The following is a 24150-nucleotide window of genomic DNA, read 5'->3' on the forward strand; positions in this document are numbered from 1 at the left end:
CTGGAGGGGCAGGCGTACGCGGTCCGAGGCCCGGACCGGGGCCGCCGGGCGACCCCGCCCGGGTACGACTACTTCTCCGTCACGCCCGCCGAGTCGAAGGTGGCGACCTCGTGCATCGCGCGGGCCGCGCTCTGGACCAGGGGGAGGGCGAGCAGGGCGCCCGTGCCCTCGCCGAGGCGGAGGTCCAGGTCGATCAGCGGGCGCAGGCCCAGCTTGTTGAGCGCCGCGACGTGGCCCGGCTCGGCGCTGCGGTGGCCCGCGATGCAAGCCGACAGCGACTCGGGGGCGATGGCGCGGGCCACCAGGGCGGCGGCGCCGGCGCTGACGCCGTCCAGGATCACCGGGGTGCGGAGCGAGGCGCCGCCGAGGAGGAGGCCGACGATCGCCGCGTGCTCCAGCCCGCCGATCGCCGCGAGGACGCCGATCGGGTCCGCCGGGTCCGGCTGGTGGAGCTCCAGGGCGCGCCGGACGACCTCGACCTTGCGGGCGTGCGTCTCGTCGTTGATGCCCGTGCCGCGGCCGGTGACATCGGAGGGGTCTACCCCGGTGAAGACCGAGATGAGGGCCGCGGAGACCGTGGTGTTCGCGATGCCCATCTCACCCGTGAGCAGGGCCTTGTTGCCCGCCGCCACCAGGTCGCGGGCGGTTTCGATGCCCACCTCGATGGCCGCGATCGCTTCCTCGCGGGTCATGGCGGGGCCGGTGGAGAGGTCGGCGGTGCCCGGGCGGACCTTGCGCGGGAGCAGGCCCGGGGTGGCCGGGAGGTCGCCCGCGACGCCGACGTCGATCACGCAGACCTCGGCGCCGACCTGGTTGGCGAAGGCGTTGCAGACCGCTCCGCCGCCCAGGAAGTTGGCCACCATCTGGGTCGTGACCTCCTGCGGCCACGGGGTGACGCCCTGGGCGTGCACGCCGTGGTCACCGGCGAAGATCGCGACCGCGGCCGGCTCCGGGATCGGCGGCGGGCAGACCCGCGACAGGCCGCTGAGCTGGGCGGAGATGATCTCCAGCATGCCCAGGGCGCCTGCGGGCTTCGTCATGCGCTTCTGCCGCTCCCAGGCCTCGCCGAGCGCCTTCGCGTCGAGCGGGCGGATGCTGGCGACGGTCTCGGAGAGCAGGTCGTGCGGCTCCTCGCCGGGCAGTGCGCGGCGGCCGTAGGTCTCCTCGTGGACCACCCAGGAGAGCGGGCGGCGCTGCGACCAGCCGGCCTGGGCCAGCTCGGGCTCCTCGGGGAACTCGTCCACGTAGCCCACGCAGAGGTAGGCGACGACTTCGAGGTGTTCGGGGAGACCGAGCTCGCGGACCATCTCGCGCTCGTCGAAGAAGCTGACCCAGCCGACGCCGAGGCCTTCGGCGCGCGCGGCGAGCCAGAGGTTCTCGACGGCGAGGGCCGAGGAGTACGGGGCCATCTGCGGCTGGGTGTGCCGGCCGAGGGTGTGGCGCCCGCCCCGGGTGGGATCGGCGGTGACGACGATGTTCACCGGGGTGTCGAGGATGGCCTCGATCTTGAGTTCCTTGAACTGCTTCGCGCGGCCCTTGGGCAGCGACTTGGCGTAGGCCTCGCGCTGGCGCTGGGCGAGCTCGTGCATCGTCCGGCGGGTCTCGGCGGAGCGGATGACGACGAAGTCCCAGGGCTGCGAGTGGCCGACGCTGGGCGCGGTGTGGGCCGCCTCCAGGACGCGGAGCAGCACCTCGTGCGGGATCGGGTCGGTACGGAAGCCCTTGCGGATGTCCCGGCGCTCGCGCATGACGCGCAGGATGGCCTCCCGCTCGGCCTCGGCGTAGCCGGGGGCCGCCTCGCCCGCGGCGGGGGCGTCCGCGGCGGGCTCGGCCCGGTCGGCGGGCTCGACCTCGGGCAGGGCCTCGGGCTGCTCCGCCCGGACCGGCTCCGGGGCGGCCTCGGGGTGGATCTCGAGGGGCGCTTCCACCGGCTCCGGCCGGACGGTCTGCGGCCGGACGGTCTGCGGCCGGACGGGCTGGACCGGCTCGGCCACGGCGGCCGGGGCTGCGAGCACCGGCTCGGGCTGTGCTCGGACCGGCTCCGGCGCGGCTTCGGGCTGGACGGGCTGGACGGCCTCCGGCTGCACCGGGACGGGCTCCTGCTCCGCCGGGGCCGCGAGCGCCGGCTCGGGCTGCGCCAGGGCCGGCTCCTGCGCGGCTTCGGACTGCGCGGGCCGGACGGCCTCCGGCCGCACCGGAACGGGCTCCGGCTCGGCGGGGGCGGCAGCGACGGGCTCGGGAGCCTCGGGTGCGGCCTCGGCCGGTACCCCCGGCTGGACCGGCTCGGCGGCGACCGGCAAGGCGGCGACCGACAAGGACTCGGCGGGGAGCACCTCGGCGGCCGGCAGCTCGGGGGATTCGGCAGCCGCGGCGGGCTCCTCGGCCGGGTCGACCTCCGTCGGTGCGGGGTGTGCGGGCTGTGCGGGCTGCATCACCGTTTCTGCGGCGACGGCCACCGGCTGCGGCTCCACGGGCTGCGCCGCGGCCTCGGCGGGGGCCTCCACAGGGGCCGCGGCGGGCTCCGCCGCGGGCTCGGGCTCCGCCACCGGCTCGGGGGTCCACGGGGCCCCGGCCTGCGGCGGGATCTCGCCGGGCTGGGCCGCGGCGACCGGGGCGGCCTCCGCGCTCGGGATGTCCAGGTACTCGGGTCCGGTGGTCGGGGGGCCTGCCTGGCGCAGCGGGACGGGCATCACCGGGGTGCCCACGGCGGCCATCGGCGCGGCCGGGGCGGGCGCCGCGGCGGGACCGCGGTCCGCGAGGGACCGTACGACGCCGCCGTTGGCCTCGGGCATGGGCGGGCCCATGTGCAGCGGGCGCCGGACGGGGGCCGCGGGGGCCACCGGGGCGACGGGGGCCGCCGGCGGCGGGACGACGAGCCCGCCGAGGTCGAGCGCGCCGGAGTCCCGGCCGCCCGTCTCGTGCGCGCCCGCGCTGTAGCCGCCGTCGGGGAACACCGGCGGGGGGAAGTCGGTGTACGAGGCCGGGGCCTCGGGGTAGGAGGGCTCCGAGCCGTAGGCCGGGTCCGTGTACATCTGCGGGCCATCGAGGTGGGACGGGGTGGGGAAGGCGGGGGCCTGCGGGACGACCTGCGGGTCGCTCCAGGCGCCCTGGCCGCTCGGCATCAGCAGCAGTTCCTCGTCCTCCGGCTCGGCCGGGTTGTCCATGAGGTCCTGGAACGCGTAGCCAGCGGGGATCGGTGCCGGGATCTGGACCGGAGCGGGGACGCCCTGCTGATCCACCATGCCCGCATTGTCCGGGAAACCCTCGCCCGGGACCTGGCCGGTGTCAGTCATGCTTACCCCTCGCCCATCGGTGTTGCCTCTTCGATCGCCCGGTCGCCCACGGGGCCGCCGAGCGGTTTTGCCTGCGGGGTTGCGGTGCGACGAGTTCGTCTCGCATACGCCCGCACGACAACCAGTAAGCATTGTCGCGCCCGTCGACGATCGTGGCGGCCATAACCGTCACGGTCCTCTGTGGACTGCGCCACGTCGCGCGTCCGGACGGTGTCGCGATGCCCGAATCGTCCGAGGCAGTACGACGATCGGCCAGCCTACCCCGGCCCTCGTCTCAGCGCGTTACGGGGCGTTCGGCTGCCAGGAGGAACACCACGGAACGGTCCTGTTCGGCCCAGGTCCGGGGGTCCAGGGCGACGGACTGGAGCAGCGCGCACTCGACGGCGTAACCGTGTTCGGTCAGCGCCCTGCCGATCGCCTCCGCCTCGTCGCGGGTGGAGGCGTGGCTGACGATCCGTTCGGGGCGGCGTTCGGCCACGGCCGCGACGACCGCGGCGCCGCCGCCACCGACGCGGACGACATCGGGCTCGGGCAGGTTCTCCAGTACGTGCGGTGCGCGACCGGCGACGACCTGGAGCTGCACTCCCCGCGTACGGGCGGCGGCAGTTACGCGGTCGCAGGCGGCCGGGTCGGCGTCCACGGCGATGACGGCGGCGCCGAGGGCGGCCGCGTCCACGGCCAGGCCGCCGGATCCGGCGCCGATGTCCCAGACCAGGTCCCCGGTACGCGGGCCGAGGCGGGCCAGTTGGGCCGCGCGCAGCTGGGTGGACCCGCCCTCGCCGGTGTCCTCGTCGGGCCGGGGCGCGGCCCAGCCGCGGTCGGCCGGGCGGGCGGCGCTCTGGCCGAGGAGCCAGCCGGTGTCGGCGGGTACCGGTCCCCCGCCGCCGATGACGATGACGACGTTCGGGTCGCGCCAGCTGTGGTCGGCGGCCGTGTCGGAGGTGAGGACGCTCACCTGCTCGCGGTCCGTGCCGAGTTCCTCGCAGACGACGAAGGTGCGGTGAACTCCTTCGAGGAGCAGGGCGAGTTCGGCGGGGCCGGCGCCGGGTGAGGTGAGGACGGCGACCTTGGCGTGGGCGCGGCAGACGTTGACAGCTCGGCGCAGGGTCCGGGGGTGGGCCACGACGACCTGGGCGTCGTCCCAGGGCATGCCGGCGCGGGCGAAGGCGGCGGCCACGGAGGAGACGGCCGGGACGACCTCCACCTCCAGGCCGTGCTCCGGGGCGCGCAGGGTGCGTACGACGCCGAAGAAGCCGGGGTCGCCGTCGGCGAGGACCACCGCCGTACCGCGGTGGCCGGCGATGCGGCGCGCGGCGAGGCCGGGGCTGCCCAGGCGGATGCGTTCGGCGGTGGGCGGCACTTCGGGAAGGGCGAGGTGGTGGGCGGCGCCGGCCACGAGGGTGGCGGCGGAGAGCGCGGACCGGGCGCCCGCGGTCAGGGGGGAACCGTCCCAGCCGATCACCGTGACCCGGTCGGCCATCGTCGTCTGTCTCCTGGTCTGGCGGGGGGGGGCACCTCCCAGCGGTAGCTGGGGGAGGGCGAGGCTTCGTCCGGGGCGGGCACGGTGAGACTACCTGCTCATCGGTTCATTTCCAGTCGGCGCCGACGCGGTAGCCGCTCGCGTCGGCCCGCTGCGGGAAGGCGGAGCCGCGGGCGTATCCGTCGTAGCTGTCGAAGCTGTCGTACCCGTCGTAGCCGTCGCTCTCGTCGAGGTCCTCGGGGACCAGGCTCCAGACGATGAGGTCGGTCCGGGTGTCGCCCCAGCCGCCGTCGGGGGTCTGCGTACGCACTATCCACGCGTTGCGCAGAACGCCCTCGCTGATGCAGCCGATCTTCTGGGCCACCTGCTGCGAGGCGGTGTTGTCGGCGGCGGTGCGCAGTTCGAGCCGCTCGAACCCCTGGTCGCGGAAGAGCCATTGGGCGACGGCGAGGACGGATTCGCTGGCGTAGCCCTCGCCGCGGGCCCAGGGGGCGGTGACGTAGCCGACCTCGGTGGCGCGGGTGCGCCAGTCGGTGCCCTGCAGGTGCACGAGGCCGACGAGGCGCTGGGTGAGGAACTCGGTGACGGCGAAGACGATGCCGCGGCCCTCGGTGCGCTCCGCGTGGGAGTGCCGGGTGGCCCAGGCGTGCGCTTCGGCGGGGGTGTAGGGGTGGGGCGCACCGGTCCAGGCGATCACGTGCTCGTCGTTCATCATCTCGGTGAGCGCGGTGACGTCCTCTTCCTCGAAGGGGCGCAGCACCAGCCGGTCCGTGCTGATGGTGACGTCCGGGAAGGTGGTAGTCATGCGCAGCTCCATGCCTGAGACCGTGGTGCGACCGTGTTGCGATGCGACCGCGGTGCGGGACCGATCGTGCGGGACCTGCGTGCGGGTCGTAGGCCACAGCATGCAGCATCGACCGGTTGATGTGCAGGGCCGGGTTGCCCGGAAGCGGGCAGAGCTCGGCCCCGCGCGCCGTCAGGGGCGTGCGGGGCCGAGATGCATGACCGGCCGGGGTGGAACCGGGTCAGGGGAAGCGGTTCGGGAGGAACCGGTTCAGGAGGAAGCGGTTCAGGAGGCCGGGGTGCCGAAGGCCGGGACGACCGAGCCCTGGTACTTCTCCTCGATGAACTTCTTGACCTCGTCGGAGTTCAGGAGCTTGGCGAGCTTCTGGATCCGCGGGTCGTTCTGGCTGCCGTCCTTGACCGCGAGGAAGTTGGCGTAGGGGTTGCCCTCGGCCTTCTCCAGGGCCAGCGCGTCCTTGACGGGCGACAGCTTGGCCTCGAGGGCGTAGTTGCCGTTGATGATGGCGGCGTCCACGTCGTTCAGGGCGCGCGGGACCGTGGCGGCCTCCAGCTCCTTGAACTCCAGGCCCTTCTTGTCGGTGATGTCGGACAGCTTGGCGCTGGTGCCGACACCCTCCTTGAGGGTGATCAGGTTGTTCGCGGCGAGCAGCTGGAGCGCGCGGCCCTCGTTGGTGGTGTCGTTGGGGACGGCGATGGTCTGGCCGGCCTTGATGTCACCGATGGCCTTGATCTTCTTGGAGTAGAGACCGAGGGGCTCCAGGTGCACGTTCACGACGGGCACGACGTGCGTGTTGTTCTTCTTGTTGAAGTCGTCGAGGTAGGGCTTGTGCTGGAAGTAGTTGCCGGCGACCTGGCCCTGCTCGGTGGCGGTGTTCGGCAGGACGTAGTCCGTGAACTCCTTGACCTCCAGCTTGAGGCCTTCCTTGGCCGCGAGCTTGTCCTTGACGAAGTTCAGGATGTCGGCGTGCGGGCTCGGGGAGGCCGCTATGACGAGGGGCTTGCTCTCGTCGGTCTTGCCGCCGTCGGCCTTGGCGGAGGACGGGTCCGAGGAGCTGCCGCAGGCGGTGAGGCCGAGGGCGAGCGCGGTGGCCGAGGCGGCGAGGGCGGTGAGCTTGATGTTCTTACGCACGAAGAGTGCCTTTCTTGCTGAACAAGTGCTGATGACTTGCTGGTGGCGGCCCAAGCACGACAAGTGCGGGCTCTGTGAGGGGTGGAAAGTCTTTTCAGGCGGTCCGGCCGCGGCGGGCGAGGAGCCGGACCACGCCGTCGCCGAGCAGCTGGATCACCGTGACGAGGACGACCAGGACCACGACAGTGGCGATCATGAAGCCGGTCTCGAAGCGCTGGAAGCCGTAGGTGATGGCCTTGGAGCCGAGTCCTTCGCCGCCGACGGCGCCGGCCATGGCCGAATAGCCGACGAGGGTGATGACAGTGGTGGTGACACCGGCGACCAGGGAGGGCAGGGCCTGCGGGAGGAGCACCTTGCCCACGAGGGTCGGGATGCCGCCGCCCATGGACTCGACGGCCTCGATCAGGCCGTGGTCCACCTCGCGGACGGCGGTCTCGACGAGGCGCGCGAAGAAGGGGACGGCGCCGATGGCGAGCGGGACGATCATGGCGGTGGGGCCGATGAACGTTCCGACGACCGCGGTGGTGACCGGGATCAGGAAGATCAGCAGGATGATGAACGGCAGCGAGCGGCCCAGGTTCACGATCACGCCGAGAACCTTGTTGAGGGGCTGGTTCTGCAGGAGGCCGCCCTTGTCGGTGAGGACCAGCAGAATGCCGATGGGCAGGCCGCCGAGCACGGTCACCAGGGTGGACCACAGCACCATGTAGAGGGTGTCGTAGGTGCCCTGGGTGAGCAGGGGCTGCATTTCGGACCAGGTCACTTGGCACCATCCTTGACCAGCGCGGCGAATTCGGCGTCGGCGTCCACGTCGCCCTCGACGATGTCGACCTGGAGGCCCTGCTCGCGCAGGAAGCCGACCGGCACGACGTTGTCCTCGTAGCCACCGGGCAGTTCGATGCGCATGCGCCCGATCTGCCGGCCGGCGACGGTGTCCATCGCGGCGCCGAGGATCGAGATGTCGATGTTGTACGTGCGCGAGAGCTGCGAGATGACCGGTCGGACGGCCGCTTCGCCGTGGAAGGTGACGTCGACGACCGTGCGGTCGGGGCCGGTGGCGGTACCGGTGACCGGGAAGAGTTCCCCGGCGAGCTCGGAGCCGGGGGTGGCCAGCAGCTCGGCGACGGTGCCGGACTCGATGATCCGGCCGTTCTTCATCAGGGCGGCCGAGTCGCAGACGGACTTGACCACGTCCATCTCGTGCGTGATCAGCAGCACGGTGAGGCCGAGCTGCTGGTTGAGGTCACGCAGCAGCTGGAGGATGGAGCGGGTGGTCTCCGGGTCCAGGGCGCTGGTGGCCTCGTCGGAGAGCAGCACCTTGGGGTCGCCGGCCAGGGCGCGGGCGATGCCGACGCGCTGCTTCTGGCCACCGGAGAGCTGGGTCGGGTACGCCTTGGCCTTGTCGGCGAGGCCGACCAGGTCGAGGAGTTCGGCGGCCTTGCGGGAGCGCTCGCGGCCGGAGATCCCGAGGATCTCCAGGGGCAGCTCCACGTTGGCCTGGACGGTGCGCGAGGACAGCAGGTTGAAGTGCTGGAAGACCATGCCGATGCGGCTGCGGGCCTCGCGGAGTTCCTTGCCGGCGCGGCGGCCGCGGCCGGCGAGGGCGGTGAGGTCGACGCCGTCGACGGTCACCGTGCCGGCGGTGGGGCGTTCCAGCAGGTTGACGCAGCGGATCAGGGAGGACTTGCCCGCGCCGCTCTGGCCGATGACTCCGTAGACCTCGCCCTCGCGGACGTGTAGATCGACGCCGTCCAGGGCGGTGACCTCACGGCCACGGGACTGGTAGACCTTCGTGAGGCCCGATGTGGTGATCACAGGATTTCCGTCGCTGTCGAGTGCGCGACGCAGCGGGGTGCCGGCACGGGGCAAACAATCTGGGGACGCGATACGGGACGAACCGTCAGAAAACGATGACATCGACACGTGCGCGGGGCAGGAACGAGCCGTGCTGTTCCTCAGGGGACGAAGCACGGGCGCGTCTGGTCTCGCTTCGGGGCGCGAGGCTCAGGAAGGGGCCCTCAGAAGGCGCACATTCGACACATACAACGAGCACCGGGCGTCATCGTCGCCTCGGTCGCAAGGGTGCGGCTGCTCGTCGTGGTCATGGGCCCCAGTAAACCAGACCTCTCCCCTGACCGATCAACGGCGTCCGAATAGCGGACGCATTTCGACCGCATACCGGACAGCACCGGGTGCGGCCTCCCCTCTGCGTCAGGCCCGCATCGCGGCGCTGACCTGCACCGACAAGGCCATCGGAGCCCGTGCGGCCGGAGCTGTCCGAGGTGCGGCGAGAGGGTCTGCTGTGGTCAAGACCACGGTGGGAGACAGGGGCGCGCGCTTCGGGTCTTTCGGCCCGTAATACCCTCGCTGCATGCTCGACGCCCTGACGGTCGCCATCGGCGTGGCCGCACTCGCCCTCGCCGCCTGGTGCGGCCACGCCGCATGGCGGGACCAGCCGACCAAGGACTGGCACTTCATCGGGATGGCCGTCGTGACCGTGCTGGTCCTGGCGCAGCTGGTGATCGGCCTGGTGAAGCTGGCCCAGGGCGAGAAGCCCGACGAGGGCACGGTGATCTTCGTGGCCTACCTGGTGGGCGCGTTCGCCGCGGTGCCGGCCGCGGGCATGCTCTCGCTGACCGAGCGGACCAAGTGGGGATCGGTGACGGTGGCCGCCGGCGCCGTCGTACTCGCCGTCCTCGAGGTACGGCTCTACGACATCTGGGGAACCACCGGTGCCTGACGCTGACACGACGACCGACGCGACGGGTCCCGCGCCCGCCGGGCGCAAGCGGCTGGTCTCCGGGCCCGGGCTGCTGCTGGTGTGGCTGTACGGGGTGATGGTGGTGGGCGCGGTCTCCCGGTCCGCCTACCAGATCTCCACCGAGTTCGACCGGGCGCCGCTGGCGTACTCCCTGTCCGCCGTGGCCGCGCTGGCCTACGCCTTCATCACGTACTCACTGGTCCGTGGCGGGGAGACGGCCCGCAAGGCGGCGCTGGTCTGCTGCGCCGCCGAGCTGGCCGGAGTGCTGGCCGTGGGGACCTGGACGGTGCTGCGGCCCGAGTCCTTCCCCGACACGACCGTGTGGTCCCAGTTCGGGATGGGATACCTGTTCATCCCGGTGATCCTGCCGATCACCGGGATGCTCTGGCTGCGCAAGCGCTGAGGGTCCGCGCGGCGAGGGCCGCGCGCTACGCGCTGACCGCGAAGTCGGTCGGGTCCTTGGCTTCCTTCTCCAGGATCACCAGTTGGACGCCGTCGGAGGCCGTGCGGCCGCCGACCTGCACGTAGCCGGCCTTGCGGTAGAGGCGCAGGTTGGATTCGCTCTTGTGCCCGGTGTGCAGGCGGAAGCGGTGGGTGGTGCCGGGGCTCGCCAGGGCCTCCTCGACCGCGCGCAGCAGGCGCGCGCCGAGGCCGTGACCCTGCAGACGCGGGTGCACGCAGAGCTTGGCGATCTTGGCGGTGCCGTCCTCGTCGACATTGCCGCGCACGGTCCCGACGATCTCGTCTCCGAGCCGGGCCACCAGGACGGTGTCCGTCGCCAGCTCCCCCTTGAGGGAGTCCAGGGACTGGGTGAGCGGCTGGATGAGGTAGTTGCCGTACAGCTCGGCCTCGCGCTGGAAGGCCAGGTACTGCAGTTTGAAGATCTGCTCAGCGTCCTCGGCTGCCGCCGCCGAAATGGTCACGCTCATGCCCATGTGCGCATGCCTCCAGCTCACCTGGTAGCCCGTTGGTCTACCGCTCCTTTCCCCGCAGGCCAGGAGCCGCAACCTCTGCAGCCAGCATTCTGCGCAGACATCCCAGGCAACGGGAACGGACGGGCCCCAAACTTCCTTGTGAGATACCCAACTCTCCTGCGATTTCACGGTAAGTGAGGTCTCTGGGCGAAAGAAGTGCCCTCATCAGCTCCGGACAGCGTCCGGGCAACCGGGCGACCGCCGATCGGAGTGCCCGGTTCTCCTCGCCGTGCAGGAGGGCGTCTTCCGGTTCGGCCCGGGTGGCCGTGCCGGCCGGTGGCCCGCTGTCCGCGGAGTGCCGGCGGCGGCTGTCCGGGGGGCGACGACGCTCGTCGTACGGGACCTCCCGCCTCGCCCGGCGCCGGGCGAGGCGCGCCTCCGCCCGGACCGCGCGGCGCAGCCAGCGCGCCGGCTCCGCGGGCTCGGCCGGATCGGGGGCGTGGCGGCCGCTCTCCAGCAGCCTGACCCAGACGGCTTGTTCCAGGTCGGCCGCGTCCACTCCGGTGCCCGGGGCCTCCGCGGCCGCCTCGGCGGAGAGCAGCGGGCCGAGCTTGTCGAGGTATTCAGCCTTCAACAGGTCCATGCCGGGCGGGACGAGTGGGTCGGGCCCGGCGGTTTCCCCGCCGGGCCCGGCCCACTCGTACGGGAAGCGGCGTTCAGCGGTTGACGGGGCGTCGGCCCGGGCGGAAGGCCTCGGCCGCGAGCAGTCCGGTGTCCGGGTTGTCGGTGAAGATTCCGTCGATGCCCTGTTCGAAGTAGGTCCGGAAGGCGGCGAGGGCGTCCCCGTAGGCGGTGGGGTCGGTCCCCTTGCGGTACTCGGCGGGCAGGAAGCTGTTCTCGTTGCGCGCGGTGTAGGGGTGCAGCAGCAGGCCGCGGGCGTGCGCGTCCTTCACCAGGGTGGTCGGGGCGCCGAGCTTTCCGGCCGCGTCGCGCGGCAGGATCAGGTCCATGGTCGGGCCGATGCCCTGGGCGAAGCCGGCGATCCACTTCAGCCCTTCGGGCTTCACCAGGTCCGCGACCGTACGCGGGTCCTTGGCCACTTCGAAGTCCCAGGGGCGGGTGCCCGCGGCGGAGAGCAGGACCACGCGGGGCGCGGAGACCAGCCGGGAGAGCCGCTGGATGCTGGAGGGCTCGAAGGACTGGAGGAAGACCGCGGCGCCGCGGCCGTCGCGCCCGTAGCGGCGCAGCAGCTTGGCGAGGGGCTCCTCCAGGCCGAGGCCCAGGGCCCGGAAGTAGCTGGGGTGCTTGGTCTCGGCGTGCAGCCACACCCGCCTGCCGCGTCGCTTGCCCTCGCGGTCGGCCCAGCGGAGCACCTCTTCGAAGGTGGGCACGGCCCACTGGCCGTCGTAGAGCGTGTTGCGCTGGCGGACGGCGGGGATGCGCTCCTTCGCGCGCAGGGTCCGCAGCTCGGCCAGGGTGAAGTCCTCGGTGAACCAGCCGGTGACGGAGACGCCGTCGACGGACTTGGTGGTGCGCCGCGAGGCGAACCCGGGGTGATCGGCGACGTCGGTGGTCCCGCCGATCTCGTTCTCGTGGCGGCAGACCAGCTGACCGTCCTTGGTCGGGACCAGGTCCTGCTCGACGACGTCCGCGCCCAGGTCGAGGGCGAGCTGATAGGAGCCGAGGGTGTGCTCCGGCCGGTAGCCGCTGGCTCCGCGATGGCCGATGACCGTCGGGTACGGGAGGTCCCGGTAGCCTCCGTCGCCGTACCCGTCGCCGTACCCGTCGCCCGCGGCGGCCGCGGATCCCGCCGTGAGTCCGGTGATGCCGGTGCCCGCCGCCAGGACGGCTGCCCCCAGGACCGTGCGCCGTGCTGCCCCACCCTGCTTCATGAGTGCCACTCCTCGTCGTGAACGCCGTGTCGCGGCCCGCGAACGGCGTGCCGATGGTAGGCAAAGGGGGGTGACCGAGGAGGATGCGTCGACGGCACATCCGGGGAACTTGGCGCAAACAAGCGTCAACAATGCGTATCCGACACGTGAACCCGATGTGCGCGCGGAGCTGACCCGCGAGTATCGTCCTCACCTGCGCTACCGCCACCGGGTCGGTGCGCGAACCGCTTTTCGATGCCGGAGGGCCCCACGTTGTTCCGTACGAAGCTCATCAAAGCCACTGTCGGACCGGTCATGCGCATGATGTTCCGTACCCGCGTGGAGGGCATCGAGAACATCCCCGGCTCCGGTCCGGTGATCCTCGCGGGCAACCACCTCACCTTCATCGACTCCATGATCCTGCCGCTGGTGTGCGACCGTACGGTCCACTTCATCGGCAAGGACGAGTACGTGACCGGCAAGGGGATCAAGGGCCGCGCCATGGCCTGGTTCTTCACCGGCTCCGGCATGATCCCCGTCGACCGCGACGGTGCGAACGGCGGTGTCGCGGCCCTGATGACCGGCCGCCGCATCCTCGAAGAGGGGAAGATCTTCGGGATCTACCCCGAGGGCACCCGCTCCCCCGACGGCCGGCTCTACCGCGGCCGCACCGGCATCGCCCGCCTGACACTGATGACCGGCGCCCCCGTGGTGCCGTTCGCGATGATCGGCACCGACAAGCTCCAGCCCGGCGGCTCCGGCATGCCGCGCCCGGGCCGGGTCACCGTCCGCTTCGGCGAGCCGATGGAGTTCTCCCGCTACGAGGGCATGGACCGCGACCGCTACGTGCTGCGCGCCGTCACCGACTCGGTGATGGCCGAGGTCATGCGCCTCTCGGGCCAGGAGTACGTGGACATGTACGCGACCAAGGCGAAGGCCGCGTAGCACTCCCCTACTGACGCTGGAGGGAGCGGCTGACGCCGGCTGCCGTGGTCGTGGCGAGGATCCATCCGGTCACGATCAGCAGGTACGACAGCCACTGGTGCCAGCCGCCCGGGGCGAAGGCCGCCTCCTGGCCGAAGCTGACGATCGGGACCATCAGGTCGATCGTGTAGAAGACCGCGTTGAATTCCGGCGCCTCCCCCGCCTTCAGGGCGCGCGGCGGGTCGATCCCGTAGGCGATCGACCCCGTCAGTAACAGCGCGAGCAGCCAGCCCGCCGCGCGCAGCGGCCGGAAGCCGTAGCCGACGGTGGCGTCCTGGAGCAGCCCCCACGCGCGGGCGGCCCGGGGCAGGGTGTGCCGGTGCCGCCGCAGTTTCGCGAGCTGGACGGTCCGGGCCGCGGCCTCGTCGCCCGCCGTACGGTAGGCCGCCGCGAGCTGCTCGTAGGCGTAGGTGAGGTATCCGGACTCCTCCCGCTCCAGAGCGGGCAGCCGCTGCTCGGCGGGGAGGTGCGGGGCGAGGGTGCGGTAGGTGAGGCCGTCGATGGCGATCCGCTCGGGCCAGGTCTGCGGTTCGATGTGGAGCAGATCGAGGGTGGAGCGGCGCAGGTTCACATCGCCCTGGATCTGGTCGCACCGGCGCAGCCACAGCTCGCCGATGGTGCAGCTGGAGGCGCGCAGGGCGGTCCTGTCCGGGTTGACGAGGTCGGCACGGCTGAGGTTGGCCTGACCCGGTATCCGGGAGCCGGTGAGGTTGACCATGCCCCGGGCCTTCAGCCGGTGCGCGCGCAGGTCGGTGCCGACGGTCAGGTTCTCGGCGTGCAGGGCGATGGCGCCGGGCGCGAGCAGCTGGGCCCGGTCGAGCTGGACCTGGCCGCCGACCGTGGCTCCGTTGAGGCGGAGCTGGCCGTGCACGGTCAGGTCGTTCGCGATGATGTCGGTGTCGACCTCGATGTGGTTGAGCTGGAGCGGCGGCTCGTCCGCCTCCTCGCCGCTCGTGGGGCCGATCACCGCTCCCTGGAGGAAGAGCCCCCCGGCTATTTTGGCGCCCTGCAGCCGCACGGGGCCGGTGATCCGGCAGCAGGAGAGCCGCAGGACCACCTCGACGCGCACCGTGGAGGCGGTCAGGCCGGGCAGCGTGGAGTAGCCGAGGACCAGGGCGCGCAACTGGGCCCCGTAGATCAGGGGCTTGCGCTCGAACCAGCAGTCGCGCAGCCGGATGGGGTGGTCGATGACGGCGTAGCGCAGGTCGAGTTTGCCCACGATCTTCGCGCCCTTGAGCTTGAGCCCGGGGATTCGGCCCTGCACGGTGGGGCAGGCTCCCAGCAGGATGGCCCGCAGCACCTCGGCGCGCAGGGCGCGGTCCGGGCCCCAGTCGGCTCCGTCGACGGAGCTGTCCTCGGGCGTGGCACGGAAGTCGACCCCGTCGCCGCGCGGGAAGGCTTCCCAGACTCGGCGTTCCGCCGGGGTCAGGTCGTTGATCTCCATCGCCGGGATGGTGTCCCGCGGTTCCACACACTGTCAACTCTGGCCGGAACACCATCCTTCGGCGGGACGTCAGTGCTCGACGCCCTCCTGGAGCCTCTGGCCCTTCAGCAGGAACCAGGCGGCCACGGCGGTGGCCAGCAGCACGGCCGCGCCGACGCCGGAGGCGAGCCGCAGCCCGTCCACGAAGGCGTCCTGGGCGGCGCCCACCATCACCTGGGCGGTGTGCGGGTCGAGCGCCTTGGCGGCCTCGACGGCCCCGCCGAGGGATTCGTGCGCGGCGTCGGCGACCGGGCCCGCCACGGAGGCCGGGGCGGTGAAGCTCTGGTAGACGCCGGTGACGATGGAGCCGAGCAGGGCGATGCCGAGGGCGGCGCCGAGTTCGTACGCCGTCTCGGAGACGGCGGAGGCCGAACCGGCCTGTTCCTTGGGCACGCTGGAGAGGATGACGTCGGCGGTCACGGTGAAGGAGAAGCCGGCGCCGAGGCCCACGACGAGCAGGGCCGCGCCGAGCAGCGGGTAGCCGCTCTCCTTGTGGATCACTGTCAGCACGGCGAGGGCCAGGCCGATGGCGCCGAGGCCGCCCGCCACGATGCTCCGTACCGAGTACCGGCGGGCGTACCTGCCCGCGATCAGGCCGGTGACCACCGCGCCGATGGCGGCGGGCAGTTCGGCGAGACCGGCCTCCAGCGGATCGCGGCCCTGGACGAGCTGCAGGAACTGGGAGAGGAAGAAGACCAGTCCGGAGAGGCCGAAGACGGTGAGCAGGTCGGCGAGGACCGCGCCGGAGAAGCCGCGGTGCTTGAAGAGCCGCATGTCGAGCAGCGGCGACGGCAGGCTGAACTGGCGGCGTACGAAGGCGTACAGCGCGCCGGCGCCGAGTGTCGCGGTGGCCGCGACCTCCCAGGTGATGCCGTGCGTGGCGAGTTCCTTGACGGCGTAGACCACGCTGATCACGCCGACGAGGGAGAGGCCGACGCTGACGAGGTCCCAGGGACCGGCGACCGGGTTCTTGGATTCGGGAAGCAGCTTGATTCCGACGACGACCAGGGCGATCATCACGGGGAGGTTGATCAGGAAGACCGAACCCCACCAGAAGTGCTGGAGCAGGGCTCCGCCGACGACCGGGCCGACGGCCGCGCCGGCCGAGGCGGTGGCGCCCCAGATGCCGATCGCGAGGCTGCGCTCCTTGGGGTCGTGGAAGATGTTGCGGATCAGCGCGAGGGTGGACGGCATCAGGGTGGCACCGGCCACGCCGAGCAGGGACCGGGCGACGATCATCATCTCGGGGCTGGTCGCGTAGGCGTTGAGCACGGACACCGCGCCGAATGCGGCGGCGCCGGTGAGCAGGAGCTTCTTGCGGCCTATTCGGTCACCGAGGCTGCCCATGGACACCAGCAGTCCGGCGATGACGAAGGAGTAGATGTCGCCGATCCAGAGCAGCTGGGTGCCGGACGGCTTGAGGTCCTCGGAGAGTGCGGGGGTGGCGAGGCCGAGTACGGTCGCGTCGACGGCGACCAGCAGCACCGCGAGCACCAGCACGCTCAGGGCGAGCCAGCGGCCGCGGCTCTTGGTCTCCGTCCCGATCGGGCTGTTCAGCTGCTGGGTCGTGCTCATTTCTCCACACTCCGTCTGGCGCCACCGAGCAACAGCTCGATGATCATGTACTGGAAGTCCTTGGCCGCGACCCGGCCGTCCATGACGGCCCAGGCGCAGGTACCGACGAGGCCGTAGAGGGCCTCGGTGAGCCATGCGGGGCTCAGGTCGATCCGGATGTCGCCCTCTTCCTGGCCGCGCCGGAAGAGCGCGCCGACGCGGGCGTCGAGCCGGGCCCACCCCTCATGGACCTCTTCGCCCTCGAACAGCTGGTTCTCGGTGACGAGGAAGGCCAGCAGCTGGGCGTTGGGCTCGGCCTCGGCGACGAGGCGCCGCAGCGCGTCCACCGCCGTTCCTTCGTCGAGGCGGGCGTTGTCGAAGGCCACCTCGAACTCCCGGATGCCGAGTTCCTCGAGGGCCCGTACGAGGGCGTCGCGCCCGGCGAAGTGCCGGTGGAGCGTCGCGCGGCCGATTCCGGCGGCGCGGGCGACCTCGTCCATCGTCGCGGTCGACTTGCGGGAAAGCAGGGCGGCCGCATCGCGGAGCACCTGGTCACGATCCATGGCCATGAGACAAGCATACCCCGAATGAGACGCCATTGTCTCATTCAGTCGAAAAATAGGCGGCCCGAGGGCAGCCGGAACGGAATCCTGCCGAAATGAAGCCACTGCTGCTGATCGACGTCGACGGCCCGCTTAACCCCTACGCGGCCAAGCCCCAGCGCCGCCCCGAGGGGTACGTCACCCACCGGATGCGCCCGACCGGCTGGACGGAGGCGGAGCGGGCCAAGCCGCTGCGGGTGTGGCTGAATCCCGGCCACGGGGCGGAGCTGCTCGCCCTCGCCGACGCCTACGAGCTGGTCTGGGCCACCACATGGAAGGACGAGGCCAATGAGTGGATAGGCCCGCACCTGGGGCTGCCGGGGCTCCCCTTCATCGACTGGCCGGTGATGCACGGCCGGGCCCCGCGCGGCACGTTCTGGAAGACCCAGTACATCCTCGACTACGCGGGCGCGCGGCCCTTCGCATGGATCGACGACGACATCACGGCCATGGACCGCGAGTACGTCGATCAGCGCCACCCGGCACGGACCCTGCTGCTGCGCATCGATGAGCAGATCGGGCTGGTCCGCGAGGATTTCGACACTCTGGCCACATGGGTCGCACCGCATTCCAATGAACACGGATAGTGATTTGATCATGACTACCCGTGTTCGCCGGGCTGGCACTGACGGTCGGCGGTGTCGTCGCCGTGTCCTCCGCAGCGGCCGAACCGGGTCGGGCACGGCAGGCCGCGGCGACCACCACCGCCCGGGCCAAGGTCAGTGCGAACGGCACGGTACTGGGCGGCTCCGGCATCACCGGGATCAACAGGTTCGGCATCGGCCGCTACAACATCAGCACCGCCGCCAACCTCGCCGAGTGCGCCCTGCTGGGCACGATCAACACCAACGGCGGGAGCGACCCCGGCCCGGGAAGCTCATCCATCCTGGTCGGCAAGGTGAACGCGACCACCCTCTTCATCCGTACCGCGACCCCGTCCCAGCCCGGCAGCCCCGCCGTGGACAGCGACCGGCCGTTCTCGGTCACCGTCGTCTGCTGATCCCGCACACGCCGCAGGGGCGGTGGGAGCCGGCACCGGCTCCCACCGCCCCTGCGGGCACGGCGGACTACTGCTTGTGGGCCGCCCACGCGTGCTGGATGACCAGGTCGGCCTTCAGTTCGGTGAGCTGGATCGCGACCGCCGACGGGGCGGTGCCGCCGCGGCCGTCGCGCGAAGCCAGGGCGCCCTTGACGTTGAGGACCGACCGGACCTGCGGGGTCAGGTGCTCGGAGATCTTCACGAACTGCTCGTCCGTCAACTGGTCGAGCTCGATGCCCTCCCCCTCGCAGACCTTGACGCACTCGCCGGCCACCTCGTGCGCCACCCGGAACGGCACACCCTGCTTGACCAGCCATTCGGCGATGTCGGTGGCGAGCGAGAAGCCCGCCGGGGCCAGCTCCTCCATCCGCTCCCGGTTGACCGTGAGGGTCGCCATCATGCCGGTGAAGGCCGGCAGCAGGACCTCGAGGGTGTCGCAGGAGTCGAAGACCGGCTCCTTGTCCTCCTGGAGGTCCCGGTTGTACGCCAGGGGCAGCGCCTTGAGGGTCGCGAGCAGGCCCGTCAGGTTGCCGATGAGCCGGCCGGACTTGCCGCGTGCCAGCTCCGCGATGTCCGGGTTCTTCTTCTGCGGCATGATCGACGACCCGGTCGAGAAGGCGTCGTGCAGGGTCACGAAGGAGAACTCCTTCGTGTTCCAGATGATGATCTCCTCCGCGATCCGGGACAGGTTGATCCCGATCATCGCGGTGATGAAGGCGAACTCGGCCACGAAGTCACGCGAGGCCGTGCCGTCGATCGAGTTGCCGACCGAGCCCCGCTCGAAGCCGAGGTCGGCCGCGACCTGCTCCGGGTCCAGGCCCAACGAGGAGCCGGCCAGGGCGCCCGAACCGTACGGGGAGACCGCGGTCCGGGTGTCCCACTGCCGCAGCCGCTCCGCGTCCCGGGACAGGGACTGCACATGGGCGAGGACGTGGTGGGCGAAGAGCACCGGCTGCGCGTGCTGGAGGTGGGTCCGGCCCGGCATCGCCACGTCGTGGTGGGTCTCGGCGAGGCCGACCAGCGCGTCCTGGAGGTCCGCGATCAGGCCGCCGATGATCCGGCCGTGGTCGCGCAGGTACATCCGGAAGAGGGTGGCCACCTGGTCGTTGCGGGACCGGCCGGCGCGCAGCTTGCCGCCGAGTTCGGCGCCGAGCCGCTCCAGCAGGCCGCGCTCCAGGGCCGTGTGCACGTCCTCGTCGGCGACGGTGCCGGTGAAGGAGCCGTCGGCGACATCGGCCTCCAGCCGGTCCAGTCCGGCGATCATGCGGTCCAGCTCTTCGGCCGTGAGCAGGCCGGCCTTGTGGAGCACGCGGGCGTGGGCGCGGGAGCCCGCGATGTCGTACGGCGCGAGACGCCAGTCGAAGTGGACCGACGCCGACAGCAGGGCCAGCGCCTCCGACGGACCGTCGGCGAACCGGCCGCCCCAGAGCCGGACGTCACCCTTGTTGCTGCTCACCACTACTGCTCCTCAAGGCTTCGGATGTACAACCGCCTCCCCGCCGCGGAGGTAACGGGGAGGCGGTCCGGACTGCGGGTCGATCAGGCGAGGTCGCGGCGGGCCGCGATCTTCGAGGAGAGACCGAAGATCTCGATGAAACCCTGGGCCTTGGACTGGTCGAAGGTGTCGCCCGAGTCGTAGGTCGCGAGGTTGAAGTCGTAGAGCGACTCGTCCGACTTACGGCCGGTGACGACGGCGCGGCCGCCGTGCAGGGTCATCCGGATGTCACCGGTGACGTGCTGGTTGGCCTCGTTGATGAAGCCGTCCAGCGCCCGCTTGAGCGGGGAGAACCACAGACCGTCGTAGACCATCTCGCCCCAGCGCTGCTCGACCTGCCGCTTGTAGCGGGCCAGCTCGCGCTCGACGGTGACGTTCTCCAGCTCCTGGTGGGCCGTGATCAGCGCGATCGCGCCCGGGGCCTCGTACACCTCACGGGACTTGATGCCCACGAGGCGGTCCTCGACGATGTCGATCCGGCCGATGCCGTGGGCTCCGGCGCGGTCGTTGAGCTGCTGGATCGCCTGGAGCACCGTGACGGGCTTGCCGTCGATGGCGACCGGGACACCCTCCTTGAAGGAGATGACGACCTCGTCGGCCTCGCGCGGCAGGGCCGGGTTCGAGGTGTACTCGTAGATGTCCTCGATCGGGGCGTTCCAGATGTCCTCCAGGAAGCCCGTCTCGACGGCGCGTCCGAAGACGTTCTGGTCGATGGAGTACGGGGACTTCTTGGTGGTGGCGATCGGGAGCTGCTTCTCTTCGCAGAACGCGATCGCCTTGTCCCGGGTCATCGCGTAGTCGCGGACCGGGGCGATGCACTTGAGGTCCGGGGCGAGGGCGACGATGCCCGCCTCGAAGCGGACCTGGTCGTTGCCCTTGCCGGTGCAGCCGTGGGCGACGGTCGTGGCGCCGTGCTTCTTGGCGGCGGCGACGAGGTGCTTGACGATGGCCGGCCGGGAGAGCGCCGAGACCAGCGGGTACCGGTCCATGTAGAGGGCGTTGGCCTTGATCGCCGGAAGGCAGTACTCGTTGGCGAACTCGTCCGAGGCGTCGGCGACCTCGGCCTCGACCGCACCGCAGTCGAGCGCGCGCTTGCGGATGACGTCCAGGTCCTCGCCGCCCTGGCCGACGTCCACGGCGACGGCGATGACCTCGGCGCCCGTCTCCTCGGCGATCCAGCCGATGGCGACGGAGGTGTCCAGGCCGCCCGAGTAGGCGAGTACGACGCGCTCGGTCACGGGTTTCTCCTTACGGTGCATTCAACGACAGGCATAACTATGCACTACTCCGTATGTTTCGTCAATCGACTCGGAGGGTGCTGCCCGCGCGCACCCCGCCTGGCGATCCTGACCTGCGGATATATGGGAGGCGGGTCGGCAGCCCGACTGCCTACGATCAGCCTCGACCACCACAGGGGAGGACGTATGGACACGGACACGAAGACCCGGCTCCCTTCACAGGGGAGCCCGGCGGCCGAGTGGATCGCCTTCGACCACGCGGTCCGGCGAACCACCCACTGGTCGTATACGAGCCCCCTCGAAACGCCGGAGGCCGTGCGGCTGTGCCACGCCAACGGCCGGACCCGCGAGGCGGCCCTGCGGGATCCGATGCCGCTGCTGCTGGAACTCGTCGCGATCCGGTGCGCGGACTGGGTGCCCGCGGTCCGAGAGCAGGCCCGGCGGGTCCTGGCCGCGGCCCTCGGCCGGGACCCCGCGGGCACCCTGCGGCGACTGACCCCGCTCGTCATGCGGCTCGGCCGGCGCGAGCAGGGCGCGTGGGTGCTGGAGCACTTCGAAGCCGTACTGAACGAGGACCGCGCCCTGCTCGGCGAGCTGCGCGAAAGCGCGGACCCGCCGACCCGGCGGTTCGCCGCGCGGCTGACCCTCGATGCCGGACTGCTGGACGTACGGGAGCTGGCCCGGCTGGCCGCCCACGAAGCGGATCCGCCGACGGGCCGGCTGTGGACGGACGCGGCGTTGGCCGCCCTGGCCGCCAACGGCCCGGACGACGAGGCGGTCGACGAGGCGGTCGACGAGGCGGTCGACGAGGCGGTCGACGAGGCGGTCGACGAGGCGGTCGACGAGGCGGTCGACGAGGCGGTCGACACCCTCCTCGGCGGGCGCGGCTCGATGGTGCGCGCCGCCGGGGTCACCGCCCTGCGCGGGGCCGGCCGGGCCGCCGAGGCCGCCGGCCACCTCGCCGACCGCTCCGCAATGGTCCGGGCCTGCGCCCGCCGGCTGGCCCGCCAGGCCGGCGGCGACCCGTACCGACTGTGCCGCGAGGCGCTGGCCGACCCCGCCAAGGTGAGCCCGTACGCGGTGACCGGCTTCGCGGAGTGCGCGCGCCGCGAGGACGCACCGGCGCTGCGCGCGCTGCTGGAGCACCCCGCCGGTCGGGTGCGGGCCGCCGCCGTGGGCGGGCTGCGGCTACTGGACGTCACGGACATCGCGCTGCTGCGGCCGCTGCTGGACGACCCGTCACCCGCGGTGGCCCGTGAGGTCGCCCGGAGCCTGAGCGCCTCCGCCGGACTGCTGCCCGCCGACTGGCTGGCGGCCCGTATCGCGCCCGAGCGGCCGTCACACACCCGCCGGGCCGCCCACCGGCTGCTGTTCGCCCGGGGCGGGGTCGCCGGACTGCGCGCCTCCGTACACCTGCTGGCGGACCACGACCCGGCCCTGCGCACGATCGCCGCGCAGCGGATCCGGAGCATGTGGTCCCCGTACCGGCCGCCGAACCTGCCGGAGCGGGACCCTGAGGTCGGCGCCCTGCTGGACCGGTGCTCGCACCTGTTCAGCGACTACGTCATGGGCCGGATGCGCTCCCGGCTCGGGCTTCCGGCCGGATCCGCCCCGGAAGGCGAATACTGAACCCATGGGAAAGCTCTACGAACGCATAGACGGCCGGCTGCGCAAGTTCATCGAGGAGCAGCCGATCTTCTTCACCGCGACCGCCCCGCTCACGGGTGACGGTCATGTCAACCTGTCCCCCAAGGGCCGCGCCGGAACGCTCGTCGTCATCGACGAGCAGACCCTGGCCTACCTGGACTTCGGGGGCAGCGGCGCCGAGACCATCGCCCACGTCCGGGAGAACGGCCGGATCACCCTGATGTGGTGCGCGTTCTCCGGGCCGCCCAACATCGTGCGCATCCACGGCGAGGGCGAGGCGGTCTTCCGCGACGATCCCCGCTGGGGCGAACTGATCGCCCTGTTCGGCGAGGCCGACGGGCCCTCGGCGCGCGCGGTCATCCTGGTACACGCCCGCCGGATCGCGGATGTCTGCGGGTACGCCGTCCCCCTGATGGAGTACCAGGGCGAGCGGACGCTGCACGCGGAGTACTTCGGCCGCAAGACGGACGAGGAGTTCGCCGCGTACTGCGAGAAGAAGGAGTTCATCGGATCGAGCGTCGACGGCCTGCCTGCGCTGCCGTTGCCCCTTCCGCCCCGTACCGTCTGACATGTGCTGCGTACCGCTGTAGTCACCGTCTCACTGATCGTCACGACCCTGCTCCCGCAGGGCCCCTCGTCCGAGCCCCTGCCCGACCGCCTCGCCGACACCGGCGGCGGAAGCCAGCTCATCACCGCTGTCGCGCCCGAGCCCGGATCCACCACCGGCCGGGTGATCTGGTGGGAGCGGTGGGCCGGGCGCTGGCACCGGTCCGGGAGCGCGCCCGCCCGTTTCGGCGCGAACGGCCTCACCGAGGGCGCGACGCGGACCCAGGGCACCAACACCACGCCCACGGGCCTGTACGAACTCCCCTACGCCTTCGGGATCCGGCGGGCGCCGGCCGGCACGGGCCCCGCGTACCGACGGGTGGGCGCCGACTCCTGGTGGTGCCAGGACAACGCCTCCGCCCAGTACAACCGCTGGGTCGAGCCGCTGCCCGCGGACTGCGCGCCGGGCGAGGCCGAGCACCTGGTGACGTACGAGAAGCAGTACGCGCACGCGCTGGTCATCGCCTTCAACTACGACCGGCCCGTGCGCGGCCGGGGCGCCGGGATCTTCCTGCACGTCAACGGCAAGGGGGCGACGGCCGGTTGCGTGTCCGTGCCCGAGCGGGCGATGCGGGCGATCCTGCGCTGGGCGGACCCGTCCCGCCGTCCGCACATCGCGATCGGCACGGAGTCCGGGGACCTGGCCGTGACCCGGTACTGAGCGGGGGCCGGCACGCACGGTCCCCGGACTCCGGGCCGGGGGACGGTCTAGCTCTCCTTCTGCGCCAGGCGCAGCAGGTGATCGGCGAGGGCCTGGCCGCCCGCCGGGTCCCGGCTGATCAGCATCAGCGTGTCGTCGCCCGCGATCGTGCCGAGGATCGCGCGCAGCTCGGCCTGGTCGATCGCCGAGGCGAGGAACTGCGCCGCGCCCGGCGGGGTGCGCAGGACCACGAGGTTCGCGGAGGCCTCCGCCGAGATCAGCAGCTCCCCGGAGAGGCGCCGCATGCGCTCCTCCTTCGCGGACTCGCCGAGGGGAGCCTGCGGGGTGCGGAAGCCGCCCTCGCTGGGTACCGCGTAGATCAGCTCGCCGCCGGTGTTGCGGATCTTCACCGCGCCCAGCTCGTCGAGGTCGCGCGAGAGCGTCGCCTGCGTGACGCTCAGCCCGTCGTCGGCGAGCAGCTTGGCCAGCTGGCTCTGGGAGCGGACCGGCTGCCGGTTGAGGATGTCCACGATCCGGCGGTGACGCGCGGTGCGGGTCTGCGGGACGGCCTGGCCGCCTTGCTCGTTGTCCTGCGCCTGACTCATCGTCG

General features: G+C 71.8%; 23 protein-coding genes. 8 read left to right on the forward strand and 15 right to left on the reverse strand.

Annotated features, from left to right (window positions below):
- Positions 1 to 68: 68 nt before the first annotated feature.
- From cobT to ACIQZO_RS15085, 6 genes are all read right to left on the reverse strand, one after another.
- Entirely contained in the window at positions 69 to 3293 is a 3225-nt protein-coding gene (cobT, locus tag ACIQZO_RS15060) for a nicotinate-nucleotide--dimethylbenzimidazole phosphoribosyltransferase (RefSeq protein WP_403625503.1), read from the reverse strand.
- 274 nt (positions 3294 to 3567) lie between these two features.
- The gene (gene cbiE, locus ACIQZO_RS15065; protein WP_403625506.1) at positions 3568 to 4773 is read right to left on the reverse strand and encodes a precorrin-6y C5,15-methyltransferase (decarboxylating) subunit CbiE; all 1206 of its coding nucleotides are present in this window, start codon (positions 4771 to 4773) and stop codon (positions 3568 to 3570) included.
- A gap of 106 nt (positions 4774 to 4879) precedes the next feature.
- Entirely contained in the window at positions 4880 to 5578 is a 699-nt protein-coding gene (locus tag ACIQZO_RS15070; RefSeq protein ID WP_403625509.1) for a GNAT family N-acetyltransferase, read from the reverse strand.
- Between the two features lie 264 nt (positions 5579 to 5842).
- Positions 5843 to 6706: a MetQ/NlpA family ABC transporter substrate-binding protein gene (locus ACIQZO_RS15075; protein WP_403625512.1), complete on the reverse strand. Its 864-nt coding sequence runs from the start codon at positions 6704 to 6706 to the stop codon at positions 5843 to 5845.
- Between the two features lie 94 nt (positions 6707 to 6800).
- Complete coding sequence (locus tag ACIQZO_RS15080; protein ID WP_403625515.1) at positions 6801 to 7469, reverse strand: methionine ABC transporter permease; 669 nt, start codon at positions 7467 to 7469, stop codon at positions 6801 to 6803.
- Complete coding sequence (locus ACIQZO_RS15085) at positions 7466 to 8521, reverse strand: methionine ABC transporter ATP-binding protein (protein WP_403625518.1); 1056 nt, start codon at positions 8519 to 8521, stop codon at positions 7466 to 7468. The genes ACIQZO_RS15080 and ACIQZO_RS15085 overlap by 4 nt, the downstream gene beginning before the upstream one ends.
- A 556-nt stretch (positions 8522 to 9077) precedes the next feature.
- Between ACIQZO_RS15085 and ACIQZO_RS15090 the strand changes: the two genes are divergently transcribed.
- Positions 9078 to 9446, forward strand: a complete 369-nt coding sequence (locus tag ACIQZO_RS15090; RefSeq protein WP_189972692.1) for a hypothetical protein — start codon at positions 9078 to 9080, stop codon at positions 9444 to 9446.
- Complete coding sequence (locus ACIQZO_RS15095) at positions 9439 to 9870, forward strand: hypothetical protein (RefSeq protein ID WP_403625523.1); 432 nt, start codon at positions 9439 to 9441, stop codon at positions 9868 to 9870. Before ACIQZO_RS15090 ends, ACIQZO_RS15095 begins: the two co-directional genes overlap by 8 nt.
- A 25-nt stretch (positions 9871 to 9895) precedes the next feature.
- Here ACIQZO_RS15095 and ACIQZO_RS15100 read toward each other — a convergent pair whose 3' ends face one another.
- The 3 genes from ACIQZO_RS15100 to ACIQZO_RS15110 form a co-directional block, all read right to left on the reverse strand.
- Entirely contained in the window at positions 9896 to 10402 is a 507-nt protein-coding gene (locus tag ACIQZO_RS15100; protein ID WP_403625526.1) for a GNAT family N-acetyltransferase, read from the reverse strand.
- 37 nt (positions 10403 to 10439) lie between these two features.
- The gene (locus ACIQZO_RS15105) at positions 10440 to 11024 is read right to left on the reverse strand and encodes an RNA polymerase sigma factor (protein WP_403625529.1); all 585 of its coding nucleotides are present in this window, start codon (positions 11022 to 11024) and stop codon (positions 10440 to 10442) included.
- A gap of 73 nt (positions 11025 to 11097) precedes the next feature.
- Complete coding sequence (locus tag ACIQZO_RS15110) at positions 11098 to 12273, reverse strand: glycerophosphodiester phosphodiesterase (RefSeq protein ID WP_403625532.1); 1176 nt, start codon at positions 12271 to 12273, stop codon at positions 11098 to 11100.
- Positions 12274 to 12507: 234 nt separating this feature from the next.
- Between ACIQZO_RS15110 and ACIQZO_RS15115 the strand changes: the two genes are divergently transcribed.
- Positions 12508 to 13197 carry a lysophospholipid acyltransferase family protein gene (locus ACIQZO_RS15115; protein ID WP_403625535.1) on the forward strand — a complete coding sequence of 230 codons (690 nt, stop codon included), beginning with the start codon at positions 12508 to 12510 and terminating at the stop codon, positions 13195 to 13197.
- 7 nt (positions 13198 to 13204) lie between these two features.
- Here ACIQZO_RS15115 and ACIQZO_RS15120 read toward each other — a convergent pair whose 3' ends face one another.
- From ACIQZO_RS15120 to ACIQZO_RS15130, 3 genes are all read right to left on the reverse strand, one after another.
- On the reverse strand, positions 13205 to 14680 hold the full coding sequence (locus ACIQZO_RS15120) for a membrane-associated oxidoreductase (RefSeq protein ID WP_403625538.1): 1476 nt from the start codon (positions 14678 to 14680) through the stop codon (positions 13205 to 13207).
- Positions 14681 to 14749: 69 nt separating this feature from the next.
- Positions 14750 to 16294 (reverse strand): MFS transporter, encoded by a 1545-nt coding sequence (locus ACIQZO_RS15125; RefSeq protein ID WP_403625541.1) that lies wholly within the window; start codon positions 16292 to 16294, stop codon positions 14750 to 14752.
- Positions 16291 to 16842 carry a TetR/AcrR family transcriptional regulator gene (locus tag ACIQZO_RS15130; protein ID WP_403625544.1) on the reverse strand — a complete coding sequence of 184 codons (552 nt, stop codon included), beginning with the start codon at positions 16840 to 16842 and terminating at the stop codon, positions 16291 to 16293. Before ACIQZO_RS15130 ends, ACIQZO_RS15125 begins: the two co-directional genes overlap by 4 nt.
- Before the next feature lie 89 nt (positions 16843 to 16931).
- On the opposite strand from ACIQZO_RS15130, the gene ACIQZO_RS15135 reads away from it, so the two are divergent.
- Both ACIQZO_RS15135 and ACIQZO_RS15140 read left to right on the forward strand, forming a co-directional pair.
- Positions 16932 to 17462, forward strand: coding sequence for an HAD domain-containing protein (locus tag ACIQZO_RS15135; protein WP_403625547.1), 531 nt, complete (start codon positions 16932 to 16934; stop codon positions 17460 to 17462).
- 20 nt (positions 17463 to 17482) lie between these two features.
- Positions 17483 to 17875, forward strand: a complete 393-nt coding sequence (locus ACIQZO_RS15140) for a hypothetical protein (RefSeq protein WP_403625550.1) — start codon at positions 17483 to 17485, stop codon at positions 17873 to 17875.
- 67 nt (positions 17876 to 17942) lie between these two features.
- On the opposite strand, the gene argH is transcribed toward ACIQZO_RS15140, so the two are convergent.
- Positions 17943 to 19370, reverse strand: a complete 1428-nt coding sequence (gene argH, locus ACIQZO_RS15145) for an argininosuccinate lyase (protein ID WP_403625553.1) — start codon at positions 19368 to 19370, stop codon at positions 17943 to 17945.
- 83 nt (positions 19371 to 19453) lie between these two features.
- Complete coding sequence (locus tag ACIQZO_RS15150; RefSeq protein ID WP_403625555.1) at positions 19454 to 20647, reverse strand: argininosuccinate synthase; 1194 nt, start codon at positions 20645 to 20647, stop codon at positions 19454 to 19456.
- Between the two features lie 186 nt (positions 20648 to 20833).
- Between ACIQZO_RS15150 and ACIQZO_RS15155 the strand changes: the two genes are divergently transcribed.
- The 3 genes from ACIQZO_RS15155 to ACIQZO_RS15165 are packed head-to-tail and all read left to right on the forward strand — an operon-like array spanning position 20834 to position 23561.
- Entirely contained in the window at positions 20834 to 22276 is a 1443-nt protein-coding gene (locus tag ACIQZO_RS15155; protein WP_403625558.1) for a hypothetical protein, read from the forward strand.
- Between the two features lie 4 nt (positions 22277 to 22280).
- On the forward strand, positions 22281 to 22862 hold the full coding sequence (locus ACIQZO_RS15160; RefSeq protein ID WP_403625561.1) for a pyridoxamine 5'-phosphate oxidase family protein: 582 nt from the start codon (positions 22281 to 22283) through the stop codon (positions 22860 to 22862).
- Between the two features lie 33 nt (positions 22863 to 22895).
- Positions 22896 to 23561, forward strand: a complete 666-nt coding sequence (locus ACIQZO_RS15165) for a L,D-transpeptidase (RefSeq protein WP_403625768.1) — start codon at positions 22896 to 22898, stop codon at positions 23559 to 23561.
- A 47-nt stretch (positions 23562 to 23608) separates the two neighbouring features.
- On the opposite strand, the gene ACIQZO_RS15170 is transcribed toward ACIQZO_RS15165, so the two are convergent.
- Positions 23609 to 24145 carry an arginine repressor gene (locus ACIQZO_RS15170; RefSeq protein WP_030010023.1) on the reverse strand — a complete coding sequence of 179 codons (537 nt, stop codon included), beginning with the start codon at positions 24143 to 24145 and terminating at the stop codon, positions 23609 to 23611.
- Between the last annotated feature and the right edge of the window lie 5 nt (positions 24146 to 24150).

This window comes from Streptomyces sp. NPDC097617, from assembly GCF_044761485.1.
Taxonomy (GTDB): domain Bacteria; phylum Actinomycetota; class Actinomycetes; order Streptomycetales; family Streptomycetaceae; genus Streptomyces.

Excerpts from the sequence above, each read along its gene's own strand:
- ACIQZO_RS15100 (WP_403625526.1), bottom strand. The coding sequence starts at position 10,402 with ATGGGCATGAGCGTGACCATTTCGGCGGCGGCAGCCGAGGACGCTGAG.
- ACIQZO_RS15120 (WP_403625538.1), bottom strand. The coding sequence starts at position 14,680 with ATGGAGATCAACGACCTGACCCCGGCGGAACGCCGAGTCTGGGAAGCC.
- ACIQZO_RS15105 (WP_403625529.1), bottom strand. The coding sequence starts at position 11,024 with ATGGACCTGTTGAAGGCTGAATACCTCGACAAGCTCGGCCCGCTGCTC.
- ACIQZO_RS15125 (WP_403625541.1), bottom strand. The coding sequence starts at position 16,294 with ATGAGCACGACCCAGCAGCTGAACAGCCCGATCGGGACGGAGACCAAG.
- ACIQZO_RS15115 (WP_403625535.1), top strand. The coding sequence starts at position 12,508 with ATGCCGGAGGGCCCCACGTTGTTCCGTACGAAGCTCATCAAAGCCACT.
- ACIQZO_RS15135 (WP_403625547.1), top strand. The coding sequence starts at position 16,932 with ATGAAGCCACTGCTGCTGATCGACGTCGACGGCCCGCTTAACCCCTAC.
- cobT (WP_403625503.1), bottom strand. The coding sequence starts at position 3,293 with ATGACTGACACCGGCCAGGTCCCGGGCGAGGGTTTCCCGGACAATGCG.
- ACIQZO_RS15155 (WP_403625558.1), top strand. The coding sequence starts at position 20,834 with ATGGACACGGACACGAAGACCCGGCTCCCTTCACAGGGGAGCCCGGCG.
- ACIQZO_RS15160 (WP_403625561.1), top strand. The coding sequence starts at position 22,281 with ATGGGAAAGCTCTACGAACGCATAGACGGCCGGCTGCGCAAGTTCATC.
- ACIQZO_RS15110 (WP_403625532.1), bottom strand. The coding sequence starts at position 12,273 with ATGAAGCAGGGTGGGGCAGCACGGCGCACGGTCCTGGGGGCAGCCGTC.
- cbiE (WP_403625506.1), bottom strand. The coding sequence starts at position 4,773 with ATGGCCGACCGGGTCACGGTGATCGGCTGGGACGGTTCCCCCCTGACC.
- ACIQZO_RS15070 (WP_403625509.1), bottom strand. The coding sequence starts at position 5,578 with ATGACTACCACCTTCCCGGACGTCACCATCAGCACGGACCGGCTGGTG.
- ACIQZO_RS15130 (WP_403625544.1), bottom strand. The coding sequence starts at position 16,842 with ATGGCCATGGATCGTGACCAGGTGCTCCGCGATGCGGCCGCCCTGCTT.
- ACIQZO_RS15170 (WP_030010023.1), bottom strand. The coding sequence starts at position 24,145 with ATGAGTCAGGCGCAGGACAACGAGCAAGGCGGCCAGGCCGTCCCGCAG.
- ACIQZO_RS15090 (WP_189972692.1), top strand. The coding sequence starts at position 9,078 with ATGCTCGACGCCCTGACGGTCGCCATCGGCGTGGCCGCACTCGCCCTC.